The sequence below is a fragment of the Robinsoniella peoriensis genome, assembly GCF_000797495.1.
Classification (GTDB): Bacteria; Bacillota; Clostridia; order Lachnospirales; family Lachnospiraceae; genus Robinsoniella; species Robinsoniella peoriensis.
In genome coordinates this window covers 82,674-97,756 of record NZ_JTGN01000023.1, presented here as the reverse complement: position 1 = coordinate 97,756, position 15,083 = coordinate 82,674, and the positions used below count along the sequence as shown (strand labels likewise).

Below are 15,083 nucleotides of genomic sequence, written 5' to 3'. Positions count from 1 at the left end.
GCTACAAAGAGGGAGCGAAAAAAAAGACATATACAGAGACGGTCATCAGTGATACCCATAGCGAACAGGCACAATTTCAGGAAACGGAATATTTTAAAGAAAAAGTAAAAGAGCGTTATAAGATAGAAGCAAAAAACAGCGAGTTAAAACATAGACATGGTTATGACGTTGCGTCATCATCAGGTCTTATTGGCATGGAAATGCAGGGAGCGATGGCAATATTTGCAGTGAACCTCAAACGAATCATGAAAGTGATGGGGGAAAAATAAAGGAATCCCTAGTTCAGAAAAAGGAATCATCCATAGAAAATGCACAAAAATCCACCAGAAAAATTTGAGTCTGGTGGATTTTGTGTTTTATTATTAAGGAAGGATTTAAAAACATATGTTTTTCAGTGCCCTCGAGAAAACCAGCTTTGTATCAACGAATGCTATCTCGGAAAGAGAAGGGGGCGGACCAGGACATTGGTTTGGAAGGCGTATAGCAGAGCTGAGCATTTACTTACCTTCCCGGAGTGATTTTTGGCGGATACAATTCGACTGGCTCCCATCGGATTGTAAGCGGGCAGCGAGCTGCGAAATGCATCAGGATTTCGGAGCGAATGCCCGCGTGCCGCCAAAAAGTGCTCCGGGAAGGTTAGAAAATGCCAGTTCTGCGTTAAGCCTTCCAAACCAATGTCCTGGTCCGCCTCCTTCTCTTTCCGTACACTACCTACATCTACAAAGCGTCATTTCTCAGCTAAACCCCAATATAATAAACCTGCAGTGAGTCTCAATTTCAAGTAATGACTCATAAAATTGTTTTGAATAATGAGCCATAAGCCATCTCTAAACTATTTGCTGAAATACTAGACAGAATTGTAAACACGAATATGTCCTAATCTCAAAAGAAAGTCCTAAAATATAAAAAGTATCCTGAAAAATTTCTAATTTTTTAAAATATAGTCCTAAGTGTTTTTTTTAACCCATGCTAAAATTATGATAATAACAGCAGTAACATATTACAAAATTTACGGGGGATAAGCATGGAAAAGAAAAAATGGAGACATAAAATTTACCGTTGCATTGGTGCAGGAATGGCGGCGGTGCTGTTGACTGGAAGCATACCGGCTCCTGTTTTGGGGGCGGAGGTTAAAAATAAAGAACCATTATTTGCCGGAAAAGTGTTCTCAGATACGTACCAGGATCCGCAGAAAGGCAACCTGAACTGGCGAGAGGCTATGGTGAGCGGAAATGGGGAGAACGGGGTGATGGAATCCTGCCATCCTGTGAATGATACTTTTATTTTCCAAAATACTACATTTAACATGCCTACGGATGATTACAGGGAAACCATGGATTTGACAGGAGAGCTGGGAGATGCCAGAGAGGCCGTGATGAACAACTGGAATTTCTGGAGTCAGGTACAGCCGGAACTGGACTATGACTATACACTGCACCCGGGCCATCAGCTTCGGATGAGGCTGGATGATCTGGAAGAGACGGATGTATCCGATTATCAGAGATGGACAGACTATGAAACTGCCGAGATCGGGGTGAGTTTTCAGGCGGATGGTGAGACATGGGAGAGAAGCACATTTACATCCAGAGAGGACAATGTGACCATAACATGGCTTCGTCAGCCGGAGAACGGCGGCAGGCTGAATACAACGCTGTCAATCGATGACCTTTCCGATATGGCGATTGACCAGGGCAGGGAAATAGATGAAGGGCTTCAATACAAAAAGATTGCGGCACAGGATGGAAGCTATCTGGGACTGACTGCTCATTATCCCGTGTATGACAACAGTGAGCTGAAAGAAGCGGGGTTCGCCGGAGTTACTTATGTGGTAAATATCGGTGGAACAAAAGAGAGGGTCAGGCTGGGAGATATACAGGATCACCTGAATGCCGGAACAGAGGATAACTTTGGAATAAAGGTAAAGGATGCAGAGGGCGTGGTACTGATCACAAAATCTGCCAGGGATAAAGAGATGGGCCCGGCATCTGCATTTGCCGGACAAAATGAACTGCCTTTGGTACAGCGTCTGATTGAAGAAACCCGGGCAGTTGCGGAAAATGAAGCGTACCGGACAAACGGATACTTTGATTACAGCAAGGCACTTGCGCCACACGAACAGCTCCATGGCAGTGAATTTAATAAGATTAAATTTGATCTGGCAGGAGATGAGGCAGATGATAGCCTGACCAACGAAGAATTAATCTCAAAACAGAGGAATTCTGACCGGTTGAACCATGCAATGCTGGAGCGTGCCTTCTATGCCGGAAGATATGCACAGGTATGTACCTCCGGTTATAGTACATCCAGACTCAGCGGCATGTGGATCGGGGCATGGAATGGATATTGGCAGGCGGATTATACCACGGATGCAAATGTGAATCTCCAGATTTCCGGTGTTAATATCGGAAATCTGCAAAATGCCTCTGAGGGATATATTAATTTCCTTCTCAGGATTCTTCCTGATTTTGAAATGAATGCCACCCAGGTTTATGGCATGCACGATGCGCTCCTGGCACCGCCCAGGACAGACGGGGACAGAGGGAACCTGGTGCATTTCAATGCGGACTATCCATTTAATTACTGGAACGCGGGGGCGAGCTGGCTATTACTCCCGGTATACGAATACTGGCAGTGCTTTGGCAACAGCCAGATTCCCCTGGGCAAAGATATCGACCTGAATGCGCTGCGCTCGGTGCTTTCCATCCAGGACCAGGATTTATCGGATGCACAGATCAGCCAGATAGAGGAGCGGGGGTATTTTGACCTGGAGCAGGACCTGCTGCTGCCGCTGCTGACAAAGCAGGCGAATTTCTGGGAACAGATGGCAGATCCCCGATATTATGAAGGGGAAGATGGATATAAACATTATGACGGGGGGAAGACATCCCTGGAAGGAAATGAAAAATACCTGATACTTCCGGGGTATTCGCCGGAGAATAAACCGGGTAATACAGGAATTGCAATTTCTGCAAATTCTACCATGGATATTGCCGCAGCCAGAGACGGACTGGATATGACAATCGCAATGGAAGAGGCTGTACAGCGTCCCGGGTATGAGGAAGCAGTAGAAAAATGGAAGTCGCTGAAAAAACTGCTGCCTGAATATAAATATGACACTGACGGCAGTCTGAAGGAATGGGCGCTACGGGATTACTCAGAACAGAATAACCACAGGCATGTAAGTCATATGTATGGAGTCTGGCCGGCCCATGATGGCGCTGATGACTCCAAACTAATGGAAGGTGCTAAAAAGGCGCTTGAGAACAGAAAGAAATATAACACGGGAGATGACAATGCCAGCCACGGCTGGCTGCATCAGGCATTGACAGAGGCACGCCTGAAAAATGCGCAGGGAGTGACAGACAGCCTTCTGCCACTGTTCACGGGAAGTAAACTGTATTACAGTTCCATGATGACCAATCATGACAGGAACCGGGACAGTGCATACTGCACAGATGCCCTGATTACCATACCTTCTATTATACTGGAGACACTGGCCTATTCAGATACCGGGAAAATTGAACTGCTGCCGTCACTTCCGGATGATTGGGGAAAAGGCAGCATTACCGGAATGATGGCAAGGTCACGTGCGCAAATTGAGCGTCTGGATTGGGATATGGAAAAAGGAGAAGTCACAGCCATGATCAGGTCGGATGCTGCACAGGAGATCGATTTAAGCTGTGGTATGGACAGCAGCAGCGCTGTGATCCTGGAAGGCAGAGGAGAGATCATAACAGGGGAAGGTGTTGTCAGGCTGACGATGGAGGAAGGTGAGACCGCTGAGGTACGATTTGTCAGAGGGCAGATAAGCCAGGGAACCTATCAGATAATAGCCGAAGACAAAAGCCTGGAATCTGTTTATACGGACGAATCATCAGATGTAGTGCTTGGGACTCCGGCAGATTCGGCAGCCCAGAAGTGGAATCTCACGGGCAGAGGAATCGGACAGTATTTAATCACCAGTGTAGACTCAGGATATGCACTTTCCGCTGCTGACGGCAAGGTGGTGCAGACGCTCCATGGAGATATATGGCAGATAGAGGAGCTGGAGGAAGGCTGCCGGATTCTTACCCCGGATAGAACAAAAGCTCTTATAATAAAAAATGGGGTGCCCGTAATCGGTGATGCCGGTGGGGCTGCGGTCTTCCAGATGGTACCTCAGGAATATACAGAAGAAAACCTGGTTGTGGGCAGTATTGAAATAACAGGTCCCAAAAGTATACGCAGCGGTGAATCTATTTCTTTGGAAGCCCTGGTGGAAACTGCGGAGGGCATGCAAAACGATATGGAACTGCAGTGGAGTGTGACGGAAACCCAGGGAAGGGCGAAGATCAATGCCCAGGGCGTCCTGACAGCCCAAAAAGCAGGCGCCGTAACCGTTCAGGTATCCCCAAAGAAAGCGCCCCGTTATGTACAGGAAAAAGTTTATGAGATTAAAGAGGGACTTTTAGATCAGGATAAGCTCATGGGCACGGTATTCGGCAGAGAGGAAGGGGAATGGGAAGCGGGTTCTCCCCCGGCCCTGGCATTTGACGGCAATACAGATACAGCGTATGACGGTCAAAACGGCGGGTATGCCGGACTAGAGATGGGGGGAGCATTTACCCTGGAAGGTTTTCGGTATGTTGTGCGGGGAGGTTTTAGCGACAGATGGCCCGGAGTCCGGGTTCAGGGTTCCGATGACATGACCAACTGGGATACCCTTTACACCATTGAAGAAAGCCTGGATCATCCGGTATATAACAGCGTCTGGTTTGCAGACCTTCCCGAAGAAGAAAGGCCCTTAAAGCCCTACTCTTATTACCGGGTTTACAGTGGAGATTCAGAGTACTGCAATGTAGCGGAACTGGAATTCTATGGAAAGGCAGTGAATGCTTTTGACGGATTGGAAAATGCCATAGCGTATGGAAAAAGTATCGGCACAGAAGGGTATGAGCCGGGATCTGTTTCCAGACTATTAAAGGCACTGGAAAGGGCAAAGCAGATTACCGCGGAATCACCGGAAGCGGACATACAGGAAGTATATAAGGCTTTAAAAAAGGCAATTGACAATCTGAAACGTCCGGGTCTGCTTTATAATGATGACAGGACGGTAAACCTCACCGGACAGTGGGAGGAATGGGCTGATGACAGGCTTTTCTCAGAGAAAGAAATTTATACATCGGATCCCGGCGCAGCTTTTAGCTTCCGGTTTGATGGAATTGGATTTGAGATGATGGGCAATAAGAACCCGGGACTGGGATATGTAAAAATCACGGTGGACGATGAGGATATACCGGGAGGCGAGAAAGTTTCCCTTTATGATTCTCACAGTGAAGGATACCAGCGACAGAGCATATTCAAATACATGGATCTGAAAAAAGGTATCCATACCGTGACGGTAGAGCTGCTGGGTAATCAGAATCAGGAAGGAAAAGCCCCGAAAATGTCCGTGGACGCATTTTATCTTTTCAGTGTGCCGGAAGACGAAACGGTTGATAAGACGAAACTGGAACAGCTCCTTGAGGAATTGGAACAGACTGAAGAAAGTGATTATACTGCAGGATCCTGGGAAATTTATGCAGCGGCATATGACCAGGCCCGGATTATCCTGGACAAAGCGGATGCATTGCAGTCAGAAGTTGACGGAGCAGTCAGTGAACTGAAGGAAGCCTGGAATAACCTGGTATCCCTTACCTCTGTTCTGGAAGCAGGCATACTGGAATATACCGTAGTAGAGTCAGAAGCATACAAATACACAAAAGAGAGCTGGGACAGCTACCGGGAGGTTTATCTTAGGGCACTGGCTCTGCTTAAGCAAGGCGTGTATACAGAAGCACAGGTGGAACAGACAATTCAGGAGCTGAAAGCAGCAAGGGAAGCATTGTGCCTGAAGCCGGAAACCACAGGATGGAGAGAACTGGAACTGGCAGTTGCAATGGCTGAAAAGCTGGAGAAAGTGCAGTCAGAATATAGCTGCTATACTACAGAAAGCTGGCAGGCAGTGCAGGAGGCACTGGACAATGCAAGAGCATTAATGAAGACGGATGCAGAACAGGATGAGATTGACCATGCATTTTTGGAATTAATTACGGCATGTAATCTCCTTCAAAATGGTGTACAGAAATCCGGTCTGAAAGCAGTCATTGATGGAACGGAAGCTATTCTGGCAGATACATCTGCAATGGCTGAATACACACCGGAAAGTGTTGCGGCAGTGAGAGAAGCCCTAAAAGAGGCACGGTTTGCATTTGCTGAGAGCAGTGCAGACCAGGAAACAATCAACCGTGTATCCAGAAAGCTAATGGACGCGGTGACCAATCTGCTGGTGAAAGAAGCAGATGCTAGACTGGGTATTCTCATTCAAAAAGCAGCAGAACTTTTGAAAAATGCAGACAAATACACCACGGAAAGCGTGGATAAACTGAAAACAGAACTTGAGGCAGCCAGGGCAGTCAATGCAAACAGTCTGGCAACGGAGAATGAAATCAATGAGGCTTATCAAAGTCTGGCAGAGGCCATAACAGCCCTTGTGCGAAAGGCAAATAAAGAAGAATTGAGAAATGCACTGGAAAAAGCCGAAGAGATTCTGCAGGAATCCGGCAGATACCTGGAAGAAAGCATTGCCGGTCTGGAGACTGTGGATCAGGAAGCCAGAGCCGTGTATGAAGATGAAAGCGCAGATACGGATACCGTGGGGACCATTCTGAAGAAACTGATTAACGAAATTTTGAAAGCCCGGCTGATGGGAGATGTGGATCTGAATGGAAAAGTAGATACAGATGATTCTGCAAATGTGCTGAAATTTTCGGCAGAATTACAAGAACTTACGGATGAGCAGGGCAAAGCTGCAGATGTGAATCGTGATGGAGTTACAGACAGCGATGATGCAGCACGGATATTACAGTATGCTTCAGAGAAAATAGGAGAATTCTAATTTGTAAAAGAGACCGCAGTTATATGCCGGAAAGAAAACAGCATATAACGCGGTCTTTTTTTGAGGCATAAAATTCTTCCGATTTTATACAAATGAACCGTATTTTGTAAATACCGCCGGGTCCGAACTATGATATGATGATCTAAAAGAATTTAGGGAGGAAAATGTAAATGGAACGCTTAGATGAGTTGTTATGGGAACAGGTAAAAAGAAATCAGATCAAAGGGGCACAGATAGGTGTGTATCACAATGGATTACCGGTATATGAGCATGCATATGGATATCAGCCGGGCACTATTTACCGCCTGTATTCGCTGAGCAAGCCGGTGGCAGCTGTGGCGGCAATGCTTTTATTTGAGCAGGGCAGGCTGGATCTTTTGAGTCCGGTCAGTACTTTTCTGCCTGAATTTGAAGAAATGGAAGTCTGGACACCGGATGGACTTAAAAAGTCCGGTAAACCGATTACCATATGGGATTTACTGAATATGACGGCGGGAATTGTTTATCCCGATGAGGATAGGCCTGGGAAAATTATGCAGAAGGCTTTTGATGATATTCAGCAAAAAACGGGGACACAGGAGGCTTATACCACAAGAGAGATCATGAATATTATTGCATCCCAGCCGCTGGCTTTCCAGCCGGGGGAAAACTTCCGCTACGGGCTTTGTGCAGATGTTCTGGGCGGTGTAATCGAAGTAATTACCGGTCAGAAATTAAGTGCATTTTATCAGGAAAATATATTTGACAGACTGGAAATGGAGGATACGGGATTCTATGTGCCCCTGGAAAAACAGGAGCGTCTGACAGAGCTTTACTGTAAAAAGGTCACTCCGGAGGGGACGGTATTGCAGGAAGATCATGAGCGCCACCTGGGGCTGGGTTTTGGTTTAGAACCGCCGGCATTTGAATCAGCGGGAGCCGGACTTTACTCTACATTAGAAGATTATGCTCATTTTGCCAATATGCTGGCGGCAAAAGGTATATATAAAAAGCAGCGGATTTTGTCCGAAGATACGGTGGATATGCTGGCAAGGAATCAATTGGGACTCGGTCAGAGAGAAGATCTGTGCAAAGCGTTTGCCCATTTAAGGGGATTTGGATATGGAAACCTGATGCGCATCCATATGCAGCCCGGGGTATCGGGCATGAACTCACCCATCGGAGAATTTGGCTGGGACGGATGGAGCGGTCCGTACTGTTCCATTGATACTTCCAGGCAGCTGGTAGTATTATATATGACCCAAGTCAGCGGCTATTCCGGCTGGGAACTGCTCCGTAAAATGAAAGCAGTAGTGAATGCTCGGATTTCGAACAAAATGAGTGAATCTTGAAATCAATATCCTGAAATCTTTGTGATATCATAAATTCATCAAGAAAACACAGGTTCTTAAACAGCAGAACGAAAGGAAGGGTATTATGAAGAGAAGGAAAGTATTAAGTCTTGTATTGGCAGCGGCAATGCTGGCGGGAACGCTTGCAGGCTGCGGGGGATCAGGGGACGCAGCAGGAGCGGATACCGGTTCAAAAGCAGCAGAAACTAAGGAGACAACGGCGCAGGATAATAAAGCCGGCAGCACCACATCTGCGGCAGAGGAAACCAAAGAAGCAGCAGCGGGTGAAGCAGCATCAGATGGTGAAGTGACCACACTGACCTATTGGGGGTGGGATACCAACTGGTATGAACCAATGTTTGCAGAGTTTGAAAAAACCCATCCCAATATCAAAATAGAAGCGACTACGGTAGCATTCAGCGACTATTTTACCAAAATCCAGCAGGCAATTGCTTCGGGTTCCGAATTGCCGACCATGGTTCAGCAGAGCTGTACCCTGATTGAAAATTATAAAGAACTGGGGATTTTTGAAGATCTTACACAAGATCCATATAATGTAGATCCGGATAAATTCTTTGACTTTATTAAAGGACGTGCCATGACGGATGACGGAGCATTGATCGGTATTGAACAGTCGGTATCTCCTTCTGCAATTGCTTATAAAAGAGATTTAGCGAAAAAATACTTTGGAACAGATGATCCCGCAGAATTAGCAGAAATCTTCAAGACAACGGATGATTATATTAAGTATGGAAAAGAAGTGCAGGAAAAATCAGGCGGAAAGGATTATCTCTTCCATTCCGGCGGTGCAGTAGCAGAGTGGCTGTATTTTGCGGATACTACGGATCTGCAGAGTGGAAATACAGTAAACTTTACAGAGAAAATGTCACCTGTTATGAAGCTTTTATGCGACATGAGAGATAACAAAGTGGTTGACACCTTTGAAAATGGAACACCCCAGGCAAACGCTACTTACTCAGATGAGAATCATCTCTTCTATCCATGTCCTAACTGGGCAATAACGTATTACATCAAAGCCAACGATCCGGATGGATCCGGAAACTGGGGCTTAATGATGCCTGCAACCGGCGGCTACAGCCATGGAGGATGTTCGGTTGGTATTACAAATACAAGCACAGATGCACAGAAAGAAGCAGCATGGGAATTTTTAAACTGGGCATTTTTCACCAAGGAAGGTGTAGATACAGCTAAAAAAGAAGTAGAATATTATGTACCGACAAAAGAATTTTATGAAGATGCTACTTATGCTTCCGGAAAAGATGATTTCTTTGGAGGACAGGATGTAGGCGGGTTCTTATATGGAGAGATTGCGCAAAGCATTAAACTTCCCAAGTCTTCCATCTATGATCAGACAGTGATCGATATCCGTGATCTGCTGGCGGCAGCTGTGATGTCAGATTCCGGTATGACGGCAGACCAGGCAATCCAAAAAGGTCTGGAGGAATGTACCAACCGGATAACAGACAGCGGTATAGAAATCAAATAGTGTATGAAAAAGCGGAGGAGTGGAGCTTTTACCGGTGTAAAAAACACTGCTCCGTTTTTTATGCTCAAAAATAAATGTTATAAGGAGGATCTCTAAGATGAACAGCAAAGGAAATAAAAAATATAGTGTATTCTGGCCTGTAGTTTTTATTGCACCATTCATAATATTCTTTTTTACTTTTAATTTATTTCCCATCATTTATTCTTTTTTCTTAAGCTTTACAGATTGGAACGGAATCGGTGAGAAAGTTTTTGTAGGCCTTGATAACTACATCCGTATATTTACCAAAGATACGACCTTTCTAAAATCTCTTTGGAACACTTTATATATCATGGTGCTGGGTTTTCCCATCTCTGTATTCCTGGGGCTTTTAATTGCAGCATTTTTAAGCAATTTGAAAAAATTCAGAAATCTGTTTCAGACAATTAACTTTCTGCCATATATTACGACTCCGGTTGCAATCGGGCTTATTTTCACTTTTTTGTTTGACTGGAACACAGGGATCATAAACCGTATCATTGAATTTTTTGGAGGTGAAGGAATCAACTGGCTGGGAAATGCAAAGTTTGCACCGGTTGTAATCGGTATTATGATTATCTGGAAATGTACCGGCTATTATATGGCACTTTACCTTGCAGGCATTACTTCCATATCGACAGATATCTATGAGGCAGCAAAGGTTGATGGGGCTGGAACTGTAAAGACATTTTTTAAGATTACCATGCCTTTATTAAAACCAATTACTATTTTTATTACGATTACAAGCCTGATTTATGCACTGCAGTTATTTGATGAACCGAATCTGATGTTTAATGTTTCCACCACCAGTATTATCGGAGGACCGGACCGTTCCTGTCTGACTATGGTCTGGAACTTCTACGATGTGGCATTTGGCTCTACTGCAAGGCTTGGGTATGGAACAGCGGTATCCAGTACACTATTCATTATTATTGTTGCTGCATCTTTAATCGGTATGCGGTTTATGAACCGGAAGGAGGAAAACTGATATGAAAAGAACAGCAAAGATTTCTTCTTATATTATTTTAGGCATCATTTCTTTTGTTTCACTGGTCCCCTTTTATCTGATGGTGACCATGTCTACCTACAAAACAGAAGAGATTTTCAAAGGTCTTCCATTTTTACCGTCAGGATATTTTGCGGAGAATATTAAGACAGTGTTCCAATCAAACTTTGTACAGACGTATATGAACAGTTTGCTGGTGTCCTTCTTATCCATGTTTATCTGCGTTTTGGTCAGCGCAATGGTAGGATATGCCATGACCGTTTATAAATTCCGGTTTAAGAAAGCACTCACCAACTTCATCATGCTGACCATGATGGCACCTACCCAGATTGGAATTATCGGATACATGATTGAAATGCGTACGTTCCATCTGACAGGCAGCCTGTGGCCCATGATTCTGCTGTGGTGCGCAAATGGATTTGGTGCTTTTTGGATGATTCAGTTTATCGGCGGCTCCCTTCCGGTGGAAATAGTGGAAAGTGCCCGCATTGACGGAGCCGGGGAAATGAGCATTTTCTTTAAAATGGTATTGCCTTGCATTAAACCGGGTATCCTCACACTGTGCCTGTTGATTTTCCTCTGGTCATGGAATAATTATCTGGTTCCTTTGGTTTTTGTAAACAACGAAAGCCTGAATACCATTCCTATATTTATCAAAGGGCTTGCCAATGCATACCGGACAGATTATGGTGCTCAGCTGTCAGGACTGGTGTTTGCAACAATCCCCCTCTTACTGATGTTCATTTTGGGATCCAAAAACTTTATCAACGGTTTGACTGCGGGAGCAGTCAAAGGGTGAGTGTCCATGGTATAATAGTCACCAGATAAAGGCGAAAAGGTGCTTTCTGATATCATGTGTGGGCTTAAGCATGCCGAAAATGCTTTCGATGAATACGGGCATATTCGTTTAATTCTTGGAGGTAGGTTTATGAACGAAAAGTCTAGGATTTATATTGTAGATGATGAAATGATGGCGATCGCTTATTTTAAATCCCTGGTGAGGGAGGCATCCGATGATATTGAAATTGTAGGGGAGGCATTGCAGGGTGCGGCGGCATATCCTGAGATCTGCAGGCTAAAGCCGGATATCATATTTGTAGATATCAGTATGCCTGTGATGAATGGACTTCAACTAGCCGGTAAATTGCTGAAAGCGGATAAAACAGTGAAAATTGTTTTGCTGACTTCTTACCGGGATTTTGATTATGTGAAAAAAGGCATGGAAATGGGCGTTGTCTCTTATATGCTGAAAAATGAGCTGACCGGGGAGACCCTGAAAGAAGAAATAGAAAAAATTATGAGCATCCTGAAGGAAGAACGTCATAAAGCCCATATGTATGCAGAACACAATCTGAGAAAGTTTCTGACCAGCCAGGCGGCAGAGGAAGAGGATATTATTTACCGCAACCATCCCCTGCAAAGATATGGCTTGCTGTATATCTGTGAGGATCAGCCGCTGAGTCTGGATGGTGAGAACAAACGGCTGTCCGTATACGATGGGGAGCTGCTGGAAATGCTGGAATATCCAGGGGGCCTTGTATGCAGAAGTGCTGTGGCAATGGGAGAAGGCAGATGGTGTACCATTTTTTTTATTGATGTAAATGTTGCAGTAAGTAAAGATTTGTTAATGCAGGCAGGAGAAGTGATCCGCAGTGCCATGCTGCAAAAAGGAATCCACGTCAGTTGTATAGCTTCCAGGGCTACAAAAAAGTTTCTGGAACTGCCGGATTTGTATAAAGAACTGGCGGATCTGTCTGACTATACTTTTTTCTGTGGTGGGGACAGGGTTCTCTGGCAGGAAGAACTGCAAAAGTGCTGTAAAACAGACCCTGATTATGATGGACTCATGCTTCAGCTGATGTATACCCTGGATGAAGAAGACCAGAATGCATCAGAGTTTACCTTGCATCAGATGATGGAAAAATACAAAGCTGCTTACTCCAAAACAGAATACACCAGAATTTTGCGGGAAATACGTGGTATCCTGAAACGATATGCGGAACGTAAAAAAGTGGAAGCGGGGATTATTTGGGAAAATCATGTATTTGCCAGCGTCCTGCAGGTAGAAGAGTGGTTATATGAAGGCATGAATGAAATCTATGAGAGATTGCATTCATACAAAGGAGAACAGTATTCCAGAATGATCGGATTGTGCCTGGAATATATTCATAAGAATTTTGAAAAAAATATTTCTGTCCAGGATATTGCAAATGCGGCAAATATTTCAGAGGGACATCTGCGGAAATGTTTTAAAAATGAACTGAATATTACAGTGGTTGATTATCTCACAAATTACCGTATCCGGCGGGCTAAAAAAATGATGAAGAGCGGGGAGTATAAAATTTCGGAGATCTATGAAAAGGTTGGATTTACGTCCAGCCAGTATTTTAGTTACGTGTTTAAAAAGATCGAGGGTGTTACTCCCAGCGAATTTCTGAAATCATTATAGAGAACGGGAGGTAAGTAGGATGCAGGAGGCAAAAATCATGAAGCGGACAATCCGTACTAAAATTATGCTGATGGTTTTTATTCCCGTTATAGCGGCATTTTTAATCAGCGGCATTGGAGCATCCCAATATTTTTACCGCATATTGGAGAGCCATACGGTTATGGGGGAAGATCAAAAGCTGGCGCAGACAGCAAGGCAGCTTCAGTATATCCAAAATAATGTAATTAATATTGCAAAACAGATTGTAATCGATGAGCAGGTGCAAAATCTGCTCAGAGAAGAGCGCAATGAAGATGTACTGGAAAGCCTGATTACCGAGCGCAGCGTAAAACAGACACTGCGTACTTATATCAATCAGTTTCCTTACATTTATGGAGTCACAATTGTATCTCCCGAAATGGATTCTTATTCCAGCAACCAGACGGAAGGAAAGTTTAATCCGGAAGAGGAAATATGGTATACAAAATTTAAGGATACCGGCCTGTACAAAGGATTTTCTGCACCGCATATTTATACCCTGGAACAGGGAATCCAAAAAAAAGAAGTGGTAAGTTATATCATGAGTTTTAAGGACATTCGAAATGGCAAAGATATTCTGGGCGATATCATTTTGCATGCCGGTGTCCCGGAGATGGAAAAATACGCAAAACTGGATACCGGTCTCCTAAGCGGATATGCACTGTATGACCGTGGGGGAAATGCAATACTGCATAATGGTTCCATCAGTATGCCATTTCCGGAAGTAAAACAACAGACCGGCAGACAGATACAGCTTATAAATAAAAATACCATTCTGGTAAACCGCAGTTTGGATGATGGCTGGATGATGGTATCAGAAGTATCGAATACGCTGCTTCTGAAGCAGTTAAAATATATAAAATTATTCTTCCTTGCTATTTTTATGGGTGCAATCAGTATCCTGGCCCTGGTTTTATATTTTTGTATCCGAAATATTACCAAACCCCTGGAACAGCTTCATACAGCGGCTGTCCAGGTAGGGAAAGGCGATTTTGAAATTGCAGTAGATATCCGTACAAACGACGAATTAATGGTATTGGGAGAAGCGTTTAATACTATGGTTGCCGATATTAAGAGAAGAATGGAAGAGAGCATTCAATACGAGAAAACCACAAAGGAAATGGAAATTAACCGGCTCATGCTGCAGATCAATCCTCATTTCATCTATAACACGTTGAATTCCATTGTTTATATGGCGCAAATAGAAGGAAATAAAGAGATCGTGAGATTTTCCAATGCTTTTATATCTTTACTTCAGGATACCCTTCGGGTACAAAAAGACAGTATCTTTATCAGCATGGAGCAGGAACTGAAAAATATAAAGAATTATCTGCTGTTGCAATCTTACCGGTATCCCCAGCGGTTTGATGTCATCTATGATATTGACGAAAGTGTATGTCAGGCAGCAGTTCCCAATGTACTGATCCAGCCCATAGTAGAAAATGCTATTTTTCATGGATTGGCGGGGAAAACAGAAAAAGGGATTTTAGAGATTATTATCTGCCGTATAAAAGGGATCACAGATGACATACGAATTACCATACGTGATAACGGTCTTGGAATGGAGGAAGATGTTGTAAAACGTATTCTGAATCAGGATGATTCCATACAGGGACAGATGCGCACCATTGGTGTGGGAAACGTCAAGAGCAGAATTGAGCATATCTACGGGAAACAGTCTGGCAGCAGACAGGCAAACGGATGTAAAAATGAAACTGGTAAAAAAAATTATGGAATGGAAATTAAGAGTACGCCCGGTAAAGGCACGGAAGTAGTTCTGTATATTCCGTTTCTGAAACTGGATCAAAATAAATGTATTTAACGATTTAACAGGAGGA

Annotated in this window: 8 protein-coding genes; all 8 read left to right on the top strand. The window is 44.1% G+C overall.

What is annotated here, in order from left to right; genetic code table 11:
- Positions 1 to 269 (top strand): transposase (locus QR40_RS28350; RefSeq protein ID WP_044297796.1); only part of this gene is annotated, 269 nt, incomplete at its 5' end.
- A gap of 755 nt (positions 270 to 1,024) precedes the next feature.
- Complete coding sequence (locus QR40_RS30460; protein WP_052431106.1) at positions 1,025 to 6,916, top strand: glycosyl hydrolase family 95 catalytic domain-containing protein; 5,892 nt, start codon at positions 1,025 to 1,027, stop codon at positions 6,914 to 6,916.
- 170 nt (positions 6,917 to 7,086) lie between these two features.
- Entirely contained in the window at positions 7,087 to 8,247 is a 1,161-nt protein-coding gene (locus QR40_RS28335; RefSeq protein WP_044297794.1) for a serine hydrolase domain-containing protein, read from the top strand.
- 85 nt (positions 8,248 to 8,332) lie between these two features.
- Positions 8,333 to 9,754, top strand: a complete 1,422-nt coding sequence (locus QR40_RS28330; protein WP_044297793.1) for an ABC transporter substrate-binding protein — start codon at positions 8,333 to 8,335, stop codon at positions 9,752 to 9,754.
- A 97-nt stretch (positions 9,755 to 9,851) separates the two neighbouring features.
- The gene (locus QR40_RS28325; RefSeq protein WP_044297792.1) at positions 9,852 to 10,760 is read left to right on the top strand and encodes a carbohydrate ABC transporter permease; all 909 of its coding nucleotides are present in this window, start codon (positions 9,852 to 9,854) and stop codon (positions 10,758 to 10,760) included.
- Position 10,761: 1 nt separating this feature from the next.
- Entirely contained in the window at positions 10,762 to 11,577 is an 816-nt protein-coding gene (locus tag QR40_RS28320) for a carbohydrate ABC transporter permease (RefSeq protein ID WP_027295687.1), read from the top strand.
- A 129-nt stretch (positions 11,578 to 11,706) separates the two neighbouring features.
- Positions 11,707 to 13,227: a response regulator transcription factor gene (locus tag QR40_RS28315; RefSeq protein ID WP_044297791.1), complete on the top strand. Its 1,521-nt coding sequence runs from the start codon at positions 11,707 to 11,709 to the stop codon at positions 13,225 to 13,227.
- Between the two features lie 37 nt (positions 13,228 to 13,264).
- Positions 13,265 to 15,067: a sensor histidine kinase gene (locus QR40_RS28310; protein ID WP_160295882.1), complete on the top strand. Its 1,803-nt coding sequence runs from the start codon at positions 13,265 to 13,267 to the stop codon at positions 15,065 to 15,067.
- Positions 15,068 to 15,083: the final 16 nt, after the last annotated feature.